This is a genomic window from Paenibacillus sp. JT31N11 (assembly GCF_056269285.1).
Genome location: NZ_JBWDNQ010000001.1, coordinates 864,067 through 884,631, shown reverse-complemented (window position 1 = coordinate 884,631; position 20,565 = coordinate 864,067). Strand labels below are relative to the sequence as shown.

General features: G+C 51.7%; 17 protein-coding genes. 2 read left to right on the top strand and 15 right to left on the bottom strand.

Annotated features, from left to right (window positions below; translation table 11 throughout):
- Positions 1-247: 247 nt before the first annotated feature.
- From AC0YNV_RS03930 to AC0YNV_RS03875, 12 genes are all read right to left on the bottom strand, one after another.
- The gene (locus AC0YNV_RS03930; RefSeq protein WP_475765976.1) at positions 248-826 is read right to left on the bottom strand and encodes a cupin domain-containing protein; all 579 of its coding nucleotides are present in this window, start codon (positions 824-826) and stop codon (positions 248-250) included.
- A gap of 67 nt (positions 827-893) precedes the next feature.
- On the bottom strand, positions 894-1,736 hold the full coding sequence (locus AC0YNV_RS03925) for a sugar ABC transporter permease (protein WP_475765974.1): 843 nt from the start codon (positions 1,734-1,736) through the stop codon (positions 894-896).
- Between the two features lies 1 nt (position 1,737).
- Positions 1,738-3,042, bottom strand: coding sequence for a carbohydrate ABC transporter permease (locus AC0YNV_RS03920; RefSeq protein WP_475765972.1), 1,305 nt, complete (start codon positions 3,040-3,042; stop codon positions 1,738-1,740).
- 87 nt (positions 3,043-3,129) lie between these two features.
- A complete protein-coding gene (locus tag AC0YNV_RS03915; protein ID WP_475765970.1) occupies positions 3,130-4,461 on the bottom strand; it encodes an extracellular solute-binding protein in 1,332 nt (443 codons plus the stop codon).
- 343 nt (positions 4,462-4,804) lie between these two features.
- Positions 4,805-5,872 (bottom strand): undecaprenyldiphospho-muramoylpentapeptide beta-N-acetylglucosaminyltransferase, encoded by a 1,068-nt coding sequence (locus tag AC0YNV_RS03910; RefSeq protein WP_475765968.1) that lies wholly within the window; start codon positions 5,870-5,872, stop codon positions 4,805-4,807.
- 78 nt (positions 5,873-5,950) lie between these two features.
- Positions 5,951-6,940, bottom strand: a complete 990-nt coding sequence (locus AC0YNV_RS03905; protein WP_475765966.1) for an MsnO8 family LLM class oxidoreductase — start codon at positions 6,938-6,940, stop codon at positions 5,951-5,953.
- Positions 6,941-7,042: 102 nt separating this feature from the next.
- Positions 7,043-7,690: an HAD family hydrolase gene (locus tag AC0YNV_RS03900; RefSeq protein ID WP_475765964.1), complete on the bottom strand. Its 648-nt coding sequence runs from the start codon at positions 7,688-7,690 to the stop codon at positions 7,043-7,045.
- A gap of 39 nt (positions 7,691-7,729) precedes the next feature.
- Positions 7,730-8,293: a 5' nucleotidase, NT5C type gene (locus AC0YNV_RS03895; RefSeq protein WP_475765962.1), complete on the bottom strand. Its 564-nt coding sequence runs from the start codon at positions 8,291-8,293 to the stop codon at positions 7,730-7,732.
- Positions 8,294-8,628: 335 nt separating this feature from the next.
- Entirely contained in the window at positions 8,629-9,834 is a 1,206-nt protein-coding gene (locus AC0YNV_RS03890; RefSeq protein ID WP_475765960.1) for an MFS transporter, read from the bottom strand.
- A gap of 69 nt (positions 9,835-9,903) precedes the next feature.
- Positions 9,904-10,185 carry an ArsR/SmtB family transcription factor gene (locus AC0YNV_RS03885; RefSeq protein WP_210043998.1) on the bottom strand — a complete coding sequence of 94 codons (282 nt, stop codon included), beginning with the start codon at positions 10,183-10,185 and terminating at the stop codon, positions 9,904-9,906.
- Positions 10,186-10,276: 91 nt separating this feature from the next.
- Positions 10,277-11,512, bottom strand: coding sequence for a winged helix-turn-helix domain-containing protein (locus AC0YNV_RS03880; RefSeq protein WP_475765957.1), 1,236 nt, complete (start codon positions 11,510-11,512; stop codon positions 10,277-10,279).
- A 161-nt stretch (positions 11,513-11,673) separates the two neighbouring features.
- Positions 11,674-12,141 carry a hypothetical protein gene (locus tag AC0YNV_RS03875; RefSeq protein WP_475765955.1) on the bottom strand — a complete coding sequence of 156 codons (468 nt, stop codon included), beginning with the start codon at positions 12,139-12,141 and terminating at the stop codon, positions 11,674-11,676.
- A gap of 245 nt (positions 12,142-12,386) precedes the next feature.
- On the opposite strand from AC0YNV_RS03875, the gene AC0YNV_RS03870 reads away from it, so the two are divergent.
- Positions 12,387-13,556 carry an MFS transporter gene (locus AC0YNV_RS03870; protein WP_475765953.1) on the top strand — a complete coding sequence of 390 codons (1,170 nt, stop codon included), beginning with the start codon at positions 12,387-12,389 and terminating at the stop codon, positions 13,554-13,556.
- 139 nt (positions 13,557-13,695) lie between these two features.
- On the opposite strand, the gene AC0YNV_RS03865 is transcribed toward AC0YNV_RS03870, so the two are convergent.
- On the bottom strand, positions 13,696-15,156 hold the full coding sequence (locus AC0YNV_RS03865; protein ID WP_475765951.1) for an MDR family MFS transporter: 1,461 nt from the start codon (positions 15,154-15,156) through the stop codon (positions 13,696-13,698).
- A 139-nt stretch (positions 15,157-15,295) separates the two neighbouring features.
- Between AC0YNV_RS03865 and AC0YNV_RS03860 the strand changes: the two genes are divergently transcribed.
- Positions 15,296-15,853, top strand: a complete 558-nt coding sequence (locus tag AC0YNV_RS03860; protein ID WP_475765949.1) for a PadR family transcriptional regulator — start codon at positions 15,296-15,298, stop codon at positions 15,851-15,853.
- A 142-nt stretch (positions 15,854-15,995) separates the two neighbouring features.
- Here the strand turns inward: AC0YNV_RS03860 and AC0YNV_RS03855 are convergent, their stop codons facing one another.
- The gene (locus AC0YNV_RS03855) at positions 15,996-17,213 is read right to left on the bottom strand and encodes an MFS transporter (protein ID WP_475765947.1); all 1,218 of its coding nucleotides are present in this window, start codon (positions 17,211-17,213) and stop codon (positions 15,996-15,998) included.
- A gap of 738 nt (positions 17,214-17,951) precedes the next feature.
- Positions 17,952-20,456, bottom strand: a complete 2,505-nt coding sequence (gene uvrA, locus AC0YNV_RS03850; protein WP_475765945.1) for an excinuclease ABC subunit UvrA — start codon at positions 20,454-20,456, stop codon at positions 17,952-17,954.
- Between the last annotated feature and the right edge of the window lie 109 nt (positions 20,457-20,565).

Below are 20,565 nucleotides of genomic sequence, written 5' to 3'. Positions count from 1 at the left end.
AGTTTTTTTCTGCTCTTTTTTGCCCTGCTGCCTCTAGTCTACAACACTCATGCAAGTGATAAGATTCTGCTCCATGCTGCCTGAAGCTGCATGTAAATAGATGAAATAAGTTTATCGTAGCACTTTAGGCTTTTTCTGCAGAGATTATCCGGCTTGAATGAAAAAGAAACGAAAATCAGCCTGACGGCGAGATTCGTTTCTCTCTCAAGACCTATTCGGATTGCTAACTCCCCCGTATGGATGATTTCTATGCGTAGGGGCCGGCATAAATTGCTTGCTGGACGCCCATCGTATTCTGGAAGCATCCGGGGGGAGGCCCCAGAATGACTGATTCCCTGATTGGCGCGACCGCTTTGGCGTAATCCTCCTCATTGATGCAATAAGCCCGCTGCATCACTTCCTTGGGTATACTGCGCAGGAAATCCGATCCAAAAACAATATCAGGAGTTGGCTGATCAAAAATAGTAAGAATATGAGCGTGGTCGGATTCGCAAATAATCCAGTGGAACCAGCCTTTGGGGAACAAGGACACCTGTCCCGGCTTCAGGCAATAGGTCATCAGCTTTTGTGTAAAGGGGTTAAAAACCGATGTAATCACTTCTCCGCTAATGACAATAACCATCTCCGTCACATTGGTGTGCCAATGAGGCTGGACTATAATCCCCTTGCTCACATGGACGTTGAAAAAACCGTTTTTTATTGCGGGAAACTGCGCGCCGAACAGCTGGGTTATATAATTTTGCGGATCGCGTTTATAATTGAGCACCCGGTTGGAATCGGCCGCCAGGCTTAAGTCGGGGGATTGCAGAACTGCATCTGTCATCATGGTGTTTCCTCCTTAATGGGTATACGTCTATTCAATGTATGCCCTGAAGGGTTAAAACGAAACAACATTAACCTTTCGTGGCCCCGTCGGCCAGACCCGAGATGAGGAACCGCTGCAGCAGAAGGAATACCGTCGCAATCGGAATGGCAATCAGGATTGTTCCCGCCGCGAAAATAGTGAAGTTGTTGGCGAACTTATCATTGATGAAGTTATACAAACCCAGCGCCAAAGTGAATTTCTCCGGACTGCGGATAATAATCCGGGGCGTGAGAAAGTCGAAGAACGGCGCCATGAAGGTGAACAGGGCGACGACCGCGATGATCGGCCTTGCGAGCGGGACCAGTATGCGGAAGAATATCGTCAGATAGCCCGCTCCGTCCATTTTGGCGGATTCGTCCAGGTCGCGGGGTATCGTGTCCAGGTACCCTTTTACAAGGAATACGTTCATCGGCAGCCCGCCGAATACGTAGATCAGAATCAGACCGGTAAACGTATCCAGCAGATTCACTGTATTGAGGAGCAGATAAATCGCCACCATCCCCATCAGCACAGGGAACATCTGCAGAAGCAGAAATGTATATATGCTGTTCTTCCGGCCGACGAACCGGAATCGCGAGAATACATAAGCGATAATGGACACGAGACAGACCGAAGCCAGGCCGTTCGCGAAGGCTACGATCAGCGTGTTTTTGTACCAGAGGGTGTAGTTGCTCTGCGGATCTGTAAACAGCCAAATGTAATGCTCCAGCGACCAGTTGTCGGGAATAAGCTTCAAGGCGAACAGGCTCGTGCCGGGATTCAGCGACATGCTGAACGCCCACACCAGGGGATAGAGAATAACGGCGAACATAATCAGGACCACCAGGTAAATCCCCGATACTTCCACAGCGGATTTCAAGGAGCGCTTCATATCAGTACATATCCTCCTCTTTGAAAGAGCGGGTTTTGCGGAACTGGTAGAAGGCGAACGCCGCGACGACGAGGCCCATTATAATGGAAATGGCCGCTGCCATTTTGTAGTTGTTCTCATTGAAGGTCAGGCTGTACACCCACGAAATCAGAATATCCGTGGCGCCCGAGTTCTGGCCCGGGACAGGCGGACCGCCTTTGTTGAACAGGTAAATAAGATTGAAATTGTTGAAATTGAACGAGTACTGCATGATGAGCAGCGGCGCAGTCGCATATAGAACATGCGGCATCGTGATATAGCGGAATTTTTTGATGCGGGAGCCCCCGTCCACATCCGCTGCTTCGTACCAATCCTTGGAGATGCTTTGCAGCACGCCGGTAATAAGGGTGAATACATAAGGGAAGCCCAGCCATACCTGAATGCCGATTATCGCAATTCTCGCCCATAACGGGTCCGACAGCCACGGAATGACCAACCCGAAGCGGGAGAAAATATCCCGGTTGATAGCGCCGAAGGTATCGTTGAACATCGCCGTGAACACGAGGACAGTCATAAAGGAAGGCACCGCCCAAGGCAGAATGAGAACGGTGCGGATTGCCCGCTTGAATTTCACCCGGCTGTCGTTGACCAGCACGGCCAGGAAGAAGGCAAGCGTGATTTGCAGCGTTGTCGCGACCAGGGTCCAGACGACCGTCCAGGATAATACGGAGAGCAGGCTTTTACTCCAGACCGCTTCCGTGAACAAGGCCTTGAAGTTGGCGAATCCGACCCAATCCAGCAGATGCGCAGGCGGGGAATTGTACAGGTTATAGTTGGTGAAAGCGAGCGAGATCATAAACAGCAGAGGGAAAATAACGATCAGCGCCATCATAATAAAATTGGGGATAACGACGAAATACGGGAAGCCGTGCTCCCAGCTGTCCAGGAACGCCTGCCGTACGGACGGGGTGCGGATACCCTCCTGCCGCTTCCTGGCGTCCTTGTGCGCATCCAATAAATTGAATGCATACAGCCCCAGGACAATGACAAGCAGTATTACGGATAAAATGCCCTGAACAAGCAGACTGCGGGAATCGTCCGTTTCCTGATTATCGCCAAGACTTATTAAGCCTGCGATGCCGTTGAATACCGGTACGTAGAGAGAGTAGATCAGGCTCAAGCCCAGTATGAGGAGCAGAATCCCCTTGATCCAGCGGCGGTTGTACAGCTGCCCAAGACCCGGAATCAGGGATAGCATCGCGGCCATTGCCGGACTATGCTGGCTATAAGTGAGCGTATTCTGACCGGTTGCGTGCTTGATGTTCATGATGGTTGCACCTTTCATAGCTTTCGCAGATAGAGGAAAAGGGACTGCGAAAGAGCCCCTTTTCCCCGCCTGCGGTTCGCAGTATCGTTATTTCACGCCGGCCATCTTCATCTTGTCGTTAATTAATTTGACCGCATCATCGAGCGAAGTTTGTGTATCCTTGCCGTCCGTGATGAATTTCAGGGCGTTCGCCATGGGATCCCATACATGATCGAGCTCAGGGACGGTCGGGAACGGCTGGCCGTATTGGATTTGGCTGGAGAATCCGGAAACCAGGGGATCTCCCGTCAATACAGGGTTGTTCAGCACAGTCTTCACGGGAGGTACCTCGCCCGTCTTCTTGAAGTATTCGAGCGCATTCTCTTCGTTCGTCAGGAATGCGGCGAAGTCGCTTGCCCATTCCGGATTCTTGGAGAATTTGGACAGCATCCAGCCCTTGACGCCGATGAAGGAGGTCGGGTGAGCGCCGTCTTCAAGCGTCGGAAGCGGTGCTACCGCGAGGTCGTCGCCCAATGCCTTCTTGTAATCCGTAATGGCCCACGGCCCGTTGACAACGGCAGCCACTTTGCCTTGCGTGAACAGGCCGCCGACCGTATCGCCGTTGATGCCTTTGGGCAGATAGCCTTTCGTGAACCAGCTCTGGATCAGGTTGGCGCCCTTGACGACGCCTTCCTTGTTCAAGCCGATATCGCTGATATCAAAAACGCCTGCATTGTCCTTGAAAATATAGCCGCCGCTGCCGCCCAGAAAGCCCCAGGCAAAGTAGAAGTCAGTTGCAGCGAACAGGAAGCCGTACTCTTGCTTCTTGTCGTCCGTTTTCTCCTTCATTACCGTTTCGAGTTCGGCTATCGTCGCCGGAGCCTGCGGAATCAGCTTCTTGTTATAGAATAACGCGTAAGTTTCAGTCACGTTCGGAAGACCATACAGCACGCCATCCTGGCTCAGCGCCTGCAGAGCTTCCGGCGTATACAACTCCTTGGCGGCATCATCCGTTTTGACCTCCTGCACGAGACCTTTCACCACAAGACTGCCAATTCCGGGCTGATAGAACAGATCCGGACCTTTGCCGGCCGGCCCGTCAAGCGCCAGCACATCCGGCTGGTCGTTCATCGCCACCGGCTTGATATTGATAATGATGCCGGTCTTCTCCGTGTATTTCCTGGCCGCCTCTTCGATAACGGCAACCTTGTCGGCATTGTCATCCGGCCAGATCGTCAGCTCAGCCGGCTTGGCCGGACCGGTGCTTTCAGCCTCGGCCCCGGCGACATTCGCATTCGTGGATTCGACCGGAGCCTCTGCCGTGTTCGCAGGCTCCTGGGGACTGCTGCCGGATTCGGCATTGTTGTTCGTTCCGCCGCAAGCCGCCAGCGTTAACGCGACGAGCATCAGGCACAGGGTTACAATCATCTTTTTCTTCATGAACATGTTGGAACTCCCTTCTCTTTGCATACCCGTTGATGTTGTCGTTCCCCGGTCATTGCCGGAGTTCTTGTATATCATTGTAAGATCCGGGCGAACCCCCAAACCACCAATCTCGTGACCTGAAAGGCTAAGATTGTGACTTGTCGATGGATATAGAACTCCACTGCCATGAAACAGAAAAAAGCCGGGGAAACCCAGGCTTTTGGCGCCTTGGCTTCTCGCGGCTTAAAAAAAGAACAGAATGATATATGGCATGATGCAGTTGGATAATTGGATGACACCGATACTGCTGTTTCAAAAAAACCTTTCCCTAAAATTCCCTAGATGGTTACCGGACCGATCAGCTCTTGGCAATTCCCTTAATGAAACCAAATACGTCCGCTAGAGCATCCCTTTCGGGATAGTCATTCATTCTGTCGATGAACAGACGTCGTTCATTAAACAATTCCTTGACCCCGGCTGTTAAGGTCTCTGCGGATAATTGTTCTTCGTACAGCACTTTACTAAAGCCTGATTGGTGAAACGATTGCGCATTCAGCAGCTGGTCTCCGCGGCTCTGATTCCGTGTAAGGGGGATAAGCAGCATCGGCTTGCGAATAGCCAGAAACTCAAAGATCGAATTCGCGCCTGCCCGGGAAACCACCACATCCGACATAGCCAGAACATCTGCCAGCTCCTGATTGATGTATTCATATTGTCTGTACTCGCGAATCTGCAGGGATGGATCAAGCTGCCCTTTGCCGCAGAGATGCACGATATTAAAGGTTTGGGCCAGCTCTGTCAACGATTCGCGCACGGCTTGATTGATGGCTCTGGACCCCAGGCTGCCTCCCATGACAAGCAAAACGGGCTTATTCGTACGGAAGCCGCAGAAATCCCTTCCCCTGCGGGCATTCCCCCGCTTGATCTCCTCACGGATAACAGCGCCGACATACCGGGCCTTGCCGCTCTTCAGGTGACCGGCTGTCTCTTGGAAGGTCGTACAAATCCTGTCGGCAAAAGGCATGCACAGCCTGTTCGCCAATCCCGGGGTAATATCCGATTCATGAATAATAACCGGGACCTTGTTCAGCCAGGCGGCGAACACCACAGGCACCGAAACGAAGCCGCCTTTGGAGAACAGGACATCGGGCTTGCTTTTTCGGATCAACCGATATGCCTGATAAGCGCCTTTTATTACCTTGAAAGGATCCTTCAGGTTCTGCAAATCAAAATAACGCCTCAGCTTGCCGGTCTTGATCGCATAATACGTGACATGCTGAATCGGAGTAACCAGCTGTTTCTCGATGCCCGTCTCCGAGCCCATGTATTCGACAGACCAGCCTGATTCAAGAAAACGCGGAATAAGCGCCAAATTTACCGAAACATGACCCGATGAACCCCCGCCGGTAAACAATATCTTTTTCAACCGCGTTCACCTGTGAAGAAGTTAATTCGCTCGTAACATGAACTTGAATCCTCCGGCACAACTCCACCCGGCTCAGAATTACCGGCCATTAAATCCACCTCTCTCTTTGTCTTGATTCTGCAACCCGCCGCTGCTCCACATACTGCGTGCAAGCAGTTCGAACGACCGGAGCCGCTTGCGGTAATCGGGAATCATCGTGACCAGCATAAATTCATCCACCCCGTACTGGAGCGACATCTCCTCCAGCCGCATTGTCAGAGCTTCGGGCGTGCCTGCCAATAATTTGCGGGCTGCAAGCGCAGCAAGCTCTTCCGTGCTGATATTATTCTGGAACAAGCTCATACCGGCAGCTGCCAGCTCCCGGGCTTCTTCTTCCGTATCCGCACAAACAAAACCGACCGTCACGATGGCTCTGGGCCCGGGGCATCTGGGGGAAGGCTTGAACGCATTCCGGTAGGACTGCAGAACCTCTACTCCATCCCGGTCGCTCATGAATTGGCCGAACACATAACCCATTCCAAACTCGGCTGCATAAGCCGCGCTCTTGCTGTTCGTTCCCAGCATCCACAATTCCGGCGGCTGCGGAGGGATCGGTCGGGCGGTTACCGGATAGCCGTCATATTCATAATTCTGCTCTAGCAGCTCCGTTATCGCTCTCAGCTTATCCGGTATCTGCGCTACATTCTCAATGAAATTGCCGCTTAACGCCATGCTTGCATGCGCCTGGCCGCCAGGTGCCCGGCCCATTCCGAGATCGACACGCCCGGGGTACAAGCTGGCCAGCATATGGAAGGATTCCGCCACCTTGAGCGGCTTATAATGCGGCAGCAGCAGCGCTCCCGAGCCGATGCGGATGCGCTCGGTTCTCGCTCCGATATGGGAGAGGAGCACCTCCGGCGAGGTGCAGGCCAGACCCGGCATATCATGATGCTCGGCTGTCCAGTAGCGGGTGAAGCCAAGCCGTTCGGCTGTTTGGGCAAGCTCGGCCGCCTGGCCGAGCGCATAAGCGGCGTCCTTATTTTCGAATAAAGGTACAAGGTCCAGCACACTAAGCTTGATGGATGGCATGGTATTCACCCCTCCTGTTCTTCCATCTTCGTATTCCGTCTTCGTTAAGAAGAAACGGTTTTCTTATACTTTCAGTCCAGGGAAGCTCCCGCTTCCTTTTCATCATATAAATTGAAGAATGTCACGGATGTGCCCGATCCATCCTTCCGGGAAGACGCCTGCTTTATTCATATGTTCCAGCTCCGTCTGATAGGCAATAAAGGTCATTCCCGCCTGCTCCGAAGCCTTCCCGTCAATCCATGCATCTCCAACGGACAGCCATTCCTGCGGCTCCGTATCCGGATAAGCGTTCAGAAGATAGAGAAAACCGTCCGGCGACGGCTTCAGGCTGTTTACCATTTCCCTGCCTACAATATGATCAAAAAAATGCAAAATTTGATGATCCGAGAGCGCCTTATGCGCAGCCTGGCAGGCATTGTTGGTGACGACGGCCAAATGGAACCGGCCATGCAGCTCCTCCAGCAGCTTCGCGGCCCCCGGCTCAAGCTCGGCGCCCTCCATCCCCATCAATTCGTGTCTGCTGACCGTGCTCCACATCTCCTCCATAAGCGCTGCGCTCATTGCCGATGTCCGGACAGCTGCCTGGATCAGGGTTGCGGTCGTATGGAGTGCCAGCGGAAAATCTTCCGGAAGAATTCCTTGGCTAGCGAGGAACCGGAAGGTCTCCGCCTTCATTAATGGAAAGTCGATATGTGACCGCAGCAGGGTATTATCCATATCAAACGCAATGCCTTTATATTTTGACTTCATTAGCAGCCTCACTTTATCGTCTTTCGTGAACCATGGACCTTATTCGGGCAGCAGGCTCATCAATTCATCCCAATTCGTAATCCGTGGAATATCTACATGCCTGTTGTAGGAATTGTCTTTGACGTAAACGTTCATTGCCAAATCTGTGAGCGTCTCCAACACGGCAGGCTTATCGTCAAAATAATAATCCAATCCCAGCCTGCGGATAATATGCACCTTATCCGTATCGCTCATCCCGCAATAAAAGTTACCGTCCTGTACCGGAAATCTCGCCTGAATGAGCCATTTCTTCGTTCTTTCGCAATGCTCGGCTGTCCGTGCGGTAATATAATAGACCTCGTGGCCCAGGCGTACGAGCTCATGCAGAACCTCTACCGCACCCGGAAAAGGCGGACAAGAGGAATAATAAATTTCTTCCCTGCTGCTGTTCCACATTTGTTTTCCCTCTTCAGCCGTCATGCCGAACAGCTCATGGATGGGAATCATATTCAAAGCCTGAAACTTGTTCAGCGCTACCTGCCTGTTCAGCTTCTTATTGTAGAGATGAAAGGCATGTTCCCTTAAATTGATGAGTGTGTCGTCAACGTCAAAGCCAAATTTCATCCAGGGCTCTCCTTCTTCTGCTTCTTTTCCATTTAAGGTCATACTGTTATCTTATCAGAACTCTTTTCCATTTAGTATCGTACGTGGAACCATAGTCAAATACCTCCAGTCTTCATCAGTAATAAAAGAGCATGCAGCCATCTTCGCGGAAAAAATGGCATGCATGCTCTAAAAGTGCGCCAATCGTTATTTTTCAATTCGACAAATGATCCTGATCATAAATGACGACCTCCGCCGCCTGTGTGCCAAAGGCGATACCGCTGATTTCAAGGAACAAAGCCCAGCCGTTTGAACGGCTGGACCTTGTTCAATCATGAATTACCCGGTGAAAGGGATCAGGCGCCCAGCTCCTGCAGGTTTTTCTCCTCCACAGTCTTCTGGAGGGAAGCTGACCGGCTGCGGGAAAGTCTGAGCGATATGGTGGCAATACCCGCAGAGACGGCGACTCCCGCTGCTCCTATCCAGCTGATGGAGGCAAGCGAGGTCTGCTCGACGATGACTCCCCCAATTCCTGCACCTGCGGCCATGGCCAACTGCAGCACGGAGCTGTTCAGACTAAGCATAATGCCGGAAGCTTCCGGAGCAAGCGAAATTAAGTGATACTGCTGGGTTGGCCCTGAAGACCATGCCGAGAATGACCAGAGCATAAGCAGCATGAACACGATAACGGGAGAATGGGCTGCGAGCGTCAGCAGCACCAGAGCCGCCGCATGAAACAGCATTCCGCCGATCAGGGTACGGGGAGCTCCCCATCTGTCCGTACTGAAGCCTCCGAGCTTGGATCCGATCAAGCTAAAGATACCAAAAGCGAACAGGCCGATGCTGACCCACTTTTCACTCATGCCTGTTATTTCAAGCAAAAATGGTGAAATATAAGTGTAAACGATGGAATATCCGCCAATCCAGAAGAAGGTCACGGTTAGAGCGATAGCAATTTTCGGCTGCTTCAAGAGCGCCAGCTGCTGCCGGATAGGGACAGGCTGCTCGCTCTCCGTTTGCGGAATGGTGAAATAAATCATGAGCATGGCAAGCAGCCCAAGAATGCCGATGCCTCCGAAGATCAACCTCCAGTCATAAGCGGAGGCAACTACCCTACCCAGCGGAACGCCGATAATGAGTGCGGTGCTGAAGCCCATGACGAGAGTGGCAATCGCGCTTGCCTGCTTGCCTGCGGGAGCTATCTTGGCTGCCACAGTCAGCGCCGTTACGACGAATACCCCGGTGCCAAGAGCCAATATGATCCGTGAGCCCATAAGAAAGCCAAACCCGGAGAATGCGATGGCTACTCCGTTTCCGATCACGAATACAAGCAGCGAGTACAGGAGCAGCTTGCGCCTCTCCATTCGTGCCGTAACGCCCATCAGGAGCGGCGTGCCGAAAGCATAAGCAAGGGAAAAAACGGTGATGAGCTGTCCGGCTGCGGACAATGAAACGCCGATATCCGATGCCACTTTATCCAGTATGCCCGCGATGATAAACTCGGATGTGCCAACCAGAAAGCTCACAATCGCCAGCATGTATATTTTCCATGTATTCGACATGTTTTAAGTACCTCTCTCCACTTTAATGATTTTATATTTCTAAAAATATAGAAATTAGGAATAAAAAAATTATGCCAGCAGATACGGCGCATATTTATGGGCCATCTCGTGGTTTACACTGTAATAAATATAGGTTCCATCCTTACGGAGATTCAACAAGCCGCAATCTGTCAACTGCTTCAGATGATGCGAGAGCGTCGAGCCGGCGACCGTCTCCAGCTTGCTTCCAATATCGGAGCAGCATAAATTTCTCTCTTCTGTAAGCAGCATGGCGATTTTGAGACGGGTCGGTTCGCCAAGAGCCTTGTATACCCGTACAGCCTGTCGTACTTCCTCCGTATCTTCAAGCATAAATATCTCCTCCTTTGTCTAAGCCTATATTTCTAAAAGCATAGAAATAAGATAGCACATCCGGACGGTGCAAGTAAATAGCTTTTGTTTATTAATTTTCCCGAGAAAACCGTTCTACCGATACGGTTGATGCCCCGTGTGCATGAGCAAACGCTTCGAGCTCCCTGTGCACGTGTTGGCTAAGACGTTCCGTAAAGTCAATTTCCGGATCGATTTGCAATAATTGAACCGATAAATGTCTTTGCTTTTTATCCAGGCGCGGGTCCATGCGTCCGATCAAGCGGTCGCCGGCTAATATCGGCATCGCGTAATAACCGTATTTACGCTTGATGGCTGGCGTATAGATTTCCCACCGGTATTCAAAATCGAATAAATCCTCCAGCCTCTTGCGGCTCCACAATAAGTTGTCCAGGGGCGGGAGAAAGTGAATCGGCACATCATCATCTTCCCCGCTTGTCCGCACGCCATCTTCTTTCTGATGCACGGAGAAGCTTTCTACATCCGAAGCCAACAGGTAATAGTGCCGTTTAAGCCCTTCGACCTCGACAGGTACAACTTCTCCCGATTCAATGTACCGGTCGATGGCTTCCCGCCGTTCTTTTGCGCTTAACCGCTGCCAGCCAAGACGCGGGTCGCTTGGTTCAAATACTCTATAGGCTTGAAAATATTTGCGCAGCATCCTGTCATGCGCTTCCGCGGGGTTGATTTGGTCGGCCAGTTGCTGCAGCGGGGCAGGGATACTGCGGCTGGTCACATCGAAAAGGCGCTGGTTTCCTTCTCTGCCGACAATTCTGATCTGCGCGGCGTCCATTAATAAATTCAGCGCATGGGATGTAGCCTTGGTCTTGGCGTTCACATTATCCCAATACCCGTATACCCGCTGTTCGGATTCGAACGACTTTGCCGGAAGCGGGCCTTCGCTCTCCAGCTTATGCAGCACTTGTTCAATGACCGGCTGAATCAAGTCGATTGAAGCACTTGTCCGCTCCCGCAGACGCTGCCGGACCGGCTCAAAAATAGGGTAATGTTCCATCGGAATAATACAGGCCGCGTTTGCAAAATATTCAAAAACCTCGTTTTCCCGCAGCAGCTCGTTTAGTATTTCCTGATCATAACCGGCAATTCTTGCTGCCAGCGTCAAGTGCTGATTGGGACTGACGGCAGACACCGGATCGATTTGAACGCATTCCAGCTGTCTGATCACATCCATAACACGCTTGCGCAACTCCTCCGCAGAGCTTGCGCGTTCTTCGCGGGGATAAAGCAAAAGCTGCTTCTCAAGCAAAAATCGCCTGAGCACCCGTTTTGACGTCTGTATCGGTTTCATCCCTTCACCTCCGAATCGCATATTTTTTACAATACGGCATGTTATCGAATTCTGCAAATAAGAAACTTTGTTATATGACAAAAAAAGACCACACAGCAGGCATTTGCCGCATGTGTGATCTTCCTCTGGTCCATAATAACAATAGTGCTGGCCTTCTAAAATTAACGTCTTGGAAAATATCCGATAAATTCCTTCGTATTAAAGTTGAAGGCGAGTGTAACGGGACCCAGCAAGGCATCCTGATCCGTGTTGTACGTTACCGTTACCAGCTTGCCGCCCGCGGCTTGAAGAGCTTCCAGGCTTTTCTTCTGTGCATCCGTAGTGGCAAGAACTCCTGAGCCTTGAGCATCCACCAGTTCTACTTTGGCATCATTTTGCTTCGTGGTCAGATGGGATTTGTCTTTAACCAGATGCCATGCCATTCCCCGGTACGCTTTGATCGCGTCCGCGGTCAAAACATTCGTGTTGCCCATCACATGATTGTCCAGTACAACCATATAGTAGAGCGGGCCTTCCGGCATCTTGTTGTCGGTGTAGTTCGGACCATAATAGACACGTACTTTGTTTCCGACCTTCACATCTTCCCCTTGTGCCGCATTCAGGCATACCGATTTTTTGGTGAGCTGCATTAAAAATGCACTTGACGAATCTTTTTTTCAATGAGATAGTTATACATGCATCTAACTGTTATACGGTTATCTAAATGACAAAAAGGAGGATGTCTCGACGTGATCAAGCTGTTTGTACGGCGATAGCGACTTCAAAGAGCTGGCGCCATAACCAAAGGAATCATTCTGCACGCGATCAATTGATCATACCGGGATTTCCCTGACTTGTTTTACCATTCCAGACCTCCAGGAGATGAAATAAAAAGGTGATTAAATCTAAAGCTTTAATTGTATACATTCTCGCTTTCGGTATTTTCGGCATTATCAATACTGAGATGGGCATAATCGGCATTCTGCCTCTGATTGCTGAGAACTTTGAGATAAGCGTATCCCAGGCAGGTCTGCTTGTCAGTCTTTTCGCACTGGCTGTAGCTATAGCCGGGCCGTTCCTGCCATTGCTTTTCTCGGGAATGAACCGCAAGTCGGCCATGTTATTGGTACTCGGATTGTTCGTCGCCACCAATGTTATTTCTATTTTTGCCCCTAACTTTACCATTGCCTTGATCGCCCGGGTTATTCCTGCATTCCTGCATCCCGTATATTTCTCGGTAGCCTTTACGGCAGCCGCCAGTTCCGTCAGCAAGGATCAGGCTCCCAAGGCCATATCCAGAGTATTTATGGGCGTTACTGCCGGAATGGTAATCGGGATACCGATCACGTCTTTAATCGCAGAAGTGTCATCGCTGGAAATAGCCATGTTATTTTTTGCGATCGTTAATGCGGCCGCGTTTGTGGCCATCCTTATTTTCGTTCCGTCTATGCCGGTAACAGAAAGACTATCCTACGGGACACAGCTCGGCGTCTTGAAAAAACCTCTTACCTGGATTGCCATTGCAACCGTCATTTTTATTAATTCCGGCATGTATGCTGTTTACAGTTTTTTTGCCGAGTACATGGATGCCGTCACCCGCATGACCGGAGGTCAAGTGAGCCTTATGCTGGTTTTATTCGGCGCAACTGGCATTGCGGGCAATATTCTTGCCGGTAAATTGCTGACTAACAATGCTATGAAAACAGCAATTGTATTTCCTTTCGTGTTTGGAGCTATCTATTTGCTCGTCTATTTTTTGGGGAATTTCACGGTTCCGATGGCGGTTCTTATTGCGTTTTGGGGCGTCCTATTCACCTTTGGACTCAATATTTCGCAATACTGGATTACTTCTGCAGCTCCGGAAGCACCGGATTTCTCGAACGGCTTGTTCGTCGCTTTCGCTAATTTAGGCGTTACGGTCGGCACGTCGGTCGGCGGTTTTTTTATTTCAGGAATGGGAACACGGCATGTCATATGGGCCGGAATGATTTTCCTTGTGCTTGGTTTATTGACCATTATGCTGAGAACCTCGATTTATCATCCCAAAAAAGTGAAAACCGTTTAAAGCATCATCTTGGCAAATCAGTATTTCCCTTCACTATCCGGTTGAATTTCATAAGGAAATCGCCTTATTGTATTCCTGACATCCCGCAAAATAAAGGCCGTTCCTCAATCGGAACGGCCTTATCTTCATGATATGAAACTTATGATTGAACAGCTTTCTTCTGACTCAATACCGACTTGGCCCTGCTTTGCCGGATAAAATAACTGAGCGGCAGAGCGGCAAGCACGATCACGGTAGCGATGAGATAGACGTCGTCGATACTCATCGTATAAGCCATACCGGGGATTTGCAGCTTGTCGGTCGTGCCGCCGGCAGCAAGCTCCGAGGCATGTTTGCCGGATTGGGAAGAAAGCAGCGAAGTAAACAGCGCAATTGCGAACGAACCGAATACATTGCGCAGCCAGTTGGAAATGGAAGATGCGTGACCGCTGAGTTCCGGCGGAATCTCCTCCATGCCGGCATTGCTTGCGGGCATGATCATCAGCGAAACTCCCACATTGCGTACGATCATCCAGAACAGAATATAGCCATGTGAGATGTCGACGCTGAGCCAGCAGAGCGGCAAACTGCCGCCTGCGAGCAGCACGGTGCCTACAATTAACAGCACCCGGGGGCCAATTTTGGCGTACAGCTTGCCGGTAAACATCGTAATGACCGCCATCATAAGCGAGGCCGGAAGCAGAACAAGACCTGTGTCAAGCGGTGTGACCTTCTGTACATTTTGCAGAAAAACGGGTGTTAGCAGCGTGCCGGAATAAAAGCTGATCGTCGTAATGCACAGAATGGCCGACGTTAAGGTGAACCGTGCATTCTTCAGTACACGCAGTTGAAGCAGCGGCGATTGCGCAGTAAGCTCGCGCCAGATGAACAGGACCAGAAATACAAGGCCCCCTCCAAGCAGCAGCAAGGTCTTCGCCGAGCCCCAACCCCATGAATTTCCTTGCGACAACGCAACAAGAATAGTGGAGCTGCTGATAATGACCGTAATCAGTCCGATGAGATCAAGCTTCTTGGGAACATTAAGCCGGTAATAAGGTATAAACACAAGAACCATGGTGATGGCAATCAGTCCGAACGGCACGTTCACCCAGAACAGCCACTGCCAGGTGAAATGCTGGAGCATCCACCCCGCGAAAGTCGGCCCGATTGCCGGAGCAAGACTCGTTGCAGCTGCCCAAAGGCTTATGGCGACCGGCTGTTTTTCCCGCGGGATAATCTGATAAATGATCGCCATGGCGGTTGGAATAACCACACCGCAGAAAGCACCCTGCAGAATTCGGAAAGCAATCAGCACCGGAGCATTCCACGATATCGCACAAAGTATGGACGCAACCGTCATCCCGATGAGCGCGGTTAGAAATAAACGTTTATAGCTGAACCTCTCGCCAAAATATCCCGTCACCGGAGCGAAAGTGCCCATTGCAAGCATAAATCCGGTCAGCGTCCATTGGACAACGCTGAGCTCGGCGGCAAATTCCTGCTGCAGCACCGGAATAACGATATTGATCGTACTAACGTTCAGGACAGAGACAAAACTGCCAAAAAATATAGCCAAAATAATGGGAGTAGTCTTGATCTGCCTGCCTTCTTCCTGATGCATCGGATACTCTCCTCGCCCTTGTTAGTATGTTGATTTTCACATATAATCAACTGTAGGCAACATCATAACTCCATATCTACTGTTATGTCAATATTAACATATCCTTTACAAGCTAAAATTTTTATTAGGGGATGAATGTATGAGTATAAACACACTTTCCTATGGCCTGCTCAGCGCGATTTCTACCGATTCATGCTCCGGGTATGACCTTATAGCGCGAATGAAGCTTTTCTGGAAAGCTGACCATAGTCAGATCTACCCCCTTCTCGCCAAATTGGTGGATAAGGGTTATGTCCGTTTTGAAACCATGCAGCAGACCGGTAAACCGGACAAAAAAATATACTTTATAACCGACAGCGGCTCGGAAGTCTTGAAAAATTGGATGGCTGAACCAACGGCCGAGCCTGTGATCCGCGATGAATTTGCTTTGAAAATGTACAGCATCCGGATGTTTGACGACGAACAGGCTGTGCGGTTGCTGGAGGAAAGGCGCACGCTGTATGAGCAGCGGTTGGCGGAGCTGGAAGAAACAGCGGAGAAGATCAGGATCAAGCGCGCAAGGCTCGCCGAGGAAGGAAGCGAGCCGGGATCGCATGTATTAGGCGCTTATTTTCTGTTCGACCGGGAAATACGAAATGCGCAAACGGAGCTGCAATGGTGTGATTGGGCATTGGAGACCATACGTCAGGGGATATAAGGGCTGCCTGTCGGCCCTCATTTTGCTGTGGAAGCAATGATGAATAAATTTCCGACGAAGTCTCCGCTTCGCTGCCCATTGAGTCTGGAACAGGATGATTCAAAGTGAATACATCCCCGTCCCTCGAAAAGACCTCCAAAATTTATACTGTATCGGGATCCGTCCCCTTCGTTTCCTTCCCCAGGAACAAGATCGCAAGAGCCCCGATGACAATGGCGATGAAAAATATCATAAATACCGTCGTAATGGCAGTCCCGCCAGCCACGAGAATTCCGACCAGATAAGGGCCGATCACTCCTCCAATACGTCCGAAGGATGCGGCAAAGCCTACTCCGGTCGCCCGGACGGAGGTCGGATACAGCTCCGGAGTGTAGGCATACATCGCACCCCATGCCCCGAGATTGAAGAAGGACAGGCTGATGCCGGCCCCCAGAATCATACCGGTTGTATCCGCATTACTGAACCAAACAGCGCTCACAGCGGTCAGCAGCAGGTATGTAACGAGTACGAATTTCCGTCCGAATTTCTCGATGAAGTAAGCGGCTGTAAAGTAACCGGGCAGCTGGGCGAGGGTAATAATCAGGACATATTGAAAGCTTTTGACCAGATCAAAGCCCTTCAGCACCATAACTGTCGGCAGCCATAGAAATATCCCGTAATAGGAAAAGACGACAGTGAACCATAAAATCCAGAGCGCAATCGTCGATTTTCTGTATTTTTGCGACCATAAGGAGCTCATCCTTTCCTTTAGCGAAAGCTTCCTGTGCCGCTGCTCCAAAAAACGCGGCGAGTCCTGAATAGCTCTTCTGAGGTAGAGAGCATACAACGCGGGCAAAGCGCCGATGACCAATGCGATTCTCCAGCCGTATACCGGAATGATGAAATAGGATATCAGCGCAGCCAGAATCCAGCCGCCCGCCCAGAAGCTCTCCAGCAGGACTATAGCTCTTCCTCTTTCCTTTGCGGGAACCGATTCGGATACCAAAGTCGAGGCTACCGGAAGCTCCCCGCCAAGCCCGAAGCCTGTAACGAAACGCAGTATACAAAGCATCACAAAGCCCGTCGCGAGTGCGGATAGCCCGCTGGCGGCAGAGAAAATAAGCAGGGTCCACAGCAGAATCGTCCTGCGCCCGAAACGGTCCGCCAGTGAACCGGCCACGGCGGCGCCTGCAGCCATCCCGATGGAATTGATGGCCGTCAATAAACCGACCTGTTGGGCTCCAAGCTGCCACTCTACGCTTAGCGCGGCTACGATAAACGAAAGCAAGCCCACATCCATCGCATCAAACAGCCAGCTCAAGCCTGCGCTGAACAGCAGATTGCGTTGTTTTTTATCCTGAAGCAGAGTCGGTTGGTTCACGCCGCATCATTCCCCCTGAAACGCGATTTATGGTTATTATCCATTTGCCGGTCGCTGCAATGGTGGACAGCCTTTAATTCAAAATCCATCACGGAAAAATTTAGCGCCATTCAATTCGGACTATGCTTGAAACAAATTTCATATTTCCTGACTCACTGCTTGGAATACCACTTAAAAAACCCTGCATCCGCTCCTGCCATGGGCCGGACTACTTAGAGATGAACCCAACAAGCACATCATGTGTTTACAACCGCAAATGAACCCGCTGCTCCCGTTTTTTTTCGTGCACACTCACTTACTTAATAACGTATATCCAAATTCCGGTCTTGGCGACACAGGCTATTGGTCCAGGCGACTCCAACAAGGAAAAACCTTACTCCAGCGCCGCTACATTCGCTGTTTCCTTGTTTGCACGTAAAATCGCACATAACGCGCACACCGATCTTGTCCCACATAATGCCATCGGACGTCGCCTTTTACTATTCCTATTTTTAGTATTCCTTAAAAAGGGAATTTCAACAAAGCTTAACCAAACTTCGTTCAATCAAGAGCGGCAAGGCGGACCAGCGGAACAGCAGAACTGGTTTTCCCATATGCTCGTAATTCACGCCTATCAGGGCAGGAGCTGACGGTGCCGAATTACAAGACTTCGACCGGCCCCGCATTTCGTCGTACTCTCACAATAAAATAAAGCCCCCGCTCCGTCGGATGCCGGAAACGTGGGCTTTACAAGAGTTGTTATTGAAGCAAAGCTTCACGCAGGAAGCGTCCGGTATGAGAGGCGCTGACGGCTCCAACCGCTTCAGGCGTGCCTGAGGCAACGACTTCACCGCCTCCGTCTCCGCCTTCGGGGCCGATGTCCACAACCCAGTCGCATTCGCGGATTATATCGAGATTATGCTCTACGACGATCACGGTATTGCCGGCGTCGACCAGCTTGTTCAGCAGCACCAGCAGCTGCCGGGTATCGCGCGGATGGAGTCCGGTCGACGGCTCGTCCAGCAAATACAGCGAGTGGCGTTTGGTTTTGCCGCCCAGCTCCTTGGCGAGCCGGATCCGCTGGCCTTCCCCTCCCGACAGCGTCCGGACCGACTGGCCCCAATGCAAATATCCAAGCCCAACCTCGTTCAATAAAGCGATCTGTCCGTCCATCTTGATCAGGCCCTGAAGCAGCGGCAGGCTCTCCTGGACGGTCATGTCCAGCAGATCGGAGATCGAAAGCCCGCTGCTGGTGATGCGCAGCACCTCTTCCTTGAAACGTTTGCCCCGGCAAACCGGGCAGCGGACCTCCAGCCCGGGCATGAAGAACATATCCATCGGCACGACACCAAGCCCGAGGCAATGCTCGCATCGTCCGCCCGGCGTGTTGAACGAGAAATGCTTGGGAGTAAGCCCCGCCCGCTTCGCTTCCGGCAAGCCTGCGTACAGGTTGCGCATGGAGGTGAACACGTCGGTGTAAGTCGCAACATTGGAGCGGCTCATCCGCCCAATCGGCGACTGGTCAACCGTCACAATATTGCCGATGCCGCCAAAGCCGGTGATGCTCCCGCACCCGCTTCGCTGCTGCTCGTCGCGTCCGCCCGCAGCCACGAGATCGAAGAGCAGCGTCGATTTGCCAGAGCCGGATACGCCCGTGACAGCGACAAGACAGCCAAGCGGAAACTTGACGTCGATATGCTTCAGATTCCGTTCATAAGCATCGCGGACATCCAGGAATGTGCCGTTTCCCGACCGTCTTTCACGCGGCCCTGTCCGGCTTCCCGCTTCCCGCAGGAAAGCGCCCGTGACCGATTCCGGATTGTCCATCAGCTCGCGCAGCGTCCCTTCCCCAACGACGCTCCCGCCAAAGCTGCCAGCGCCCGGCCCCATGTCGATCACATGATCGGCAGCCTGCATCATTTCGATATCATGCTCGATCACAAGCACGGTATTGCCCAAATCCCGCAGCTGCTTCAGCACATGAATCAGGCCCGCCGTATCGCGGGGATGCAGCCCGGCGGTCGGCTCATCGAGAATATACAGCACCCCGGTAAGACCCGATCCGAGAATGGAAGCGAGCCGAAGCCGCTGCGCCTCACCGCCGGACAGTGACACCGACTGGCGGCTGAGCGAAAGATAGCCGAGTCCCACATCGACGATCCGCTTCGTTCGGACGGTCAGATCATGCAGCAGCGTTTCCACCTGCTCCCTTTCATCAGACTGCAGCCTCCCCATCAGTCCGTCCAGCCAGACGAGCGCGTCCTGCAGCGCCCAACCGGAAATATCGGAGATGGAAGCGCCGCCCACGGTTACCCGGCGGATTTCCTCCTTCAGCCGCGCGCCCTGGCATGCCCCGCATATTTGCTCGCGGAACAATGCCGCTTCGCCTGATTCGCCGCCTTTCTCCTTGTACCTCCTCCAGATTCCGGTAATAACACCTTCAAATTTGCCCCCTGTAACCGACTTGGGCGGTTTTACGCCGGGATAATGAGCGGAGAATGCCTCGCTCTCGACGCCGTAATACAGCAGATCGCGCTGCACAACGTCAAAATTTTTGAGCGGAAGGTCGGCATCGAATACAAAACCGTAATAATCGGCAGCCGCCTTCAGGATGGAGCTGTTGTATTTGGTGATCATGTCGTACCAGATCGTGACGCAGCCTTCGCTGAGACTCCTCCCTTCATCGAAGATGGCCTCCAGGTTCAGTGTGACGGTGTGACCGAGTCCGTCGCATGTTTCGCATGCGCCTTCCGGCGTGTTGTAGGAGAAATGCCTGCGCGTCAAACGCTCCGTCTCTCCCCCGCAGTGGGGGCAGCGAATGGCGGACTGCCTCTCATCCTCTTCCCCATCCCCGATTGCCGCGCCGGCCGCACCGCTCTCCGGACCGGGAACAAACCGGCTGCCGCAGTGGGGACAAAGCCGTTCGCCCAGCTTCTCGTAGATGACGCGCAGATACGTATGGATATCCGTTATCGTGCCGACCGTCGACCGCGGATTCCGGTTGGTAACATGCTGCCCAACGCTGATTGAAGGGGACAAGCCCACAATCGCGTCGACCTTCGGCTTGGCCACGGCTTCCGAAGTCATTCCCATCGATTCCATGTACTGCCGCTGGCATTCCCGCTGAAGCGTATCCATGGCGAGCGTCGATTTGCCTGAACCGGATGGGCCGGTCAGGACAACCAGCTTGTGTTTCGGGATGCGGAGCGTAATATCCTTCAAATTGTTTTCCCGGGCTCCCCGGATCTCGATGGCGCTGTTCATCAGTAAATCCTCCATTCCAGTTGTATTGTTTCGATCTTCACCTACAGAGTCCATTTTATAACACTAATGCAAGTGAGAAGGTAAGGATTGATTTCCCTAAATACAATCC

Coding starts and splice junctions, on each gene's coding strand:
- AC0YNV_RS03925 (WP_475765974.1), bottom strand. CDS start 1,736: ATGAAGCGCTCCTTGAAATCCGCTGTGGAAGTATCGGGGATTTACCTG.
- AC0YNV_RS03915 (WP_475765970.1), bottom strand. CDS start 4,461: ATGAAGAAAAAGATGATTGTAACCCTGTGCCTGATGCTCGTCGCGTTA.
- AC0YNV_RS03860 (WP_475765949.1), top strand. CDS start 15,296: ATGAGTATAAACACACTTTCCTATGGCCTGCTCAGCGCGATTTCTACC.
- AC0YNV_RS03930 (WP_475765976.1), bottom strand. CDS start 826: ATGATGACAGATGCAGTTCTGCAATCCCCCGACTTAAGCCTGGCGGCC.
- AC0YNV_RS03880 (WP_475765957.1), bottom strand. CDS start 11,512: ATGAAACCGATACAGACGTCAAAACGGGTGCTCAGGCGATTTTTGCTT.
- AC0YNV_RS03885 (WP_210043998.1), bottom strand. CDS start 10,185: ATGCTTGAAGATACGGAGGAAGTACGACAGGCTGTACGGGTATACAAG.
- AC0YNV_RS03895 (WP_475765962.1), bottom strand. CDS start 8,293: ATGAAATTTGGCTTTGACGTTGACGACACACTCATCAATTTAAGGGAA.
- AC0YNV_RS03865 (WP_475765951.1), bottom strand. CDS start 15,156: ATGCATCAGGAAGAAGGCAGGCAGATCAAGACTACTCCCATTATTTTG.
- AC0YNV_RS03900 (WP_475765964.1), bottom strand. CDS start 7,690: ATGAAGTCAAAATATAAAGGCATTGCGTTTGATATGGATAATACCCTG.
- AC0YNV_RS03905 (WP_475765966.1), bottom strand. CDS start 6,940: ATGCCATCCATCAAGCTTAGTGTGCTGGACCTTGTACCTTTATTCGAA.
- AC0YNV_RS03875 (WP_475765955.1), bottom strand. CDS start 12,141: ATGCAGCTCACCAAAAAATCGGTATGCCTGAATGCGGCACAAGGGGAA.
- AC0YNV_RS03890 (WP_475765960.1), bottom strand. CDS start 9,834: ATGTCGAATACATGGAAAATATACATGCTGGCGATTGTGAGCTTTCTG.
- AC0YNV_RS03920 (WP_475765972.1), bottom strand. CDS start 3,042: ATGAACATCAAGCACGCAACCGGTCAGAATACGCTCACTTATAGCCAG.
- uvrA (WP_475765945.1), bottom strand. CDS start 20,456: ATGAACAGCGCCATCGAGATCCGGGGAGCCCGGGAAAACAATTTGAAG.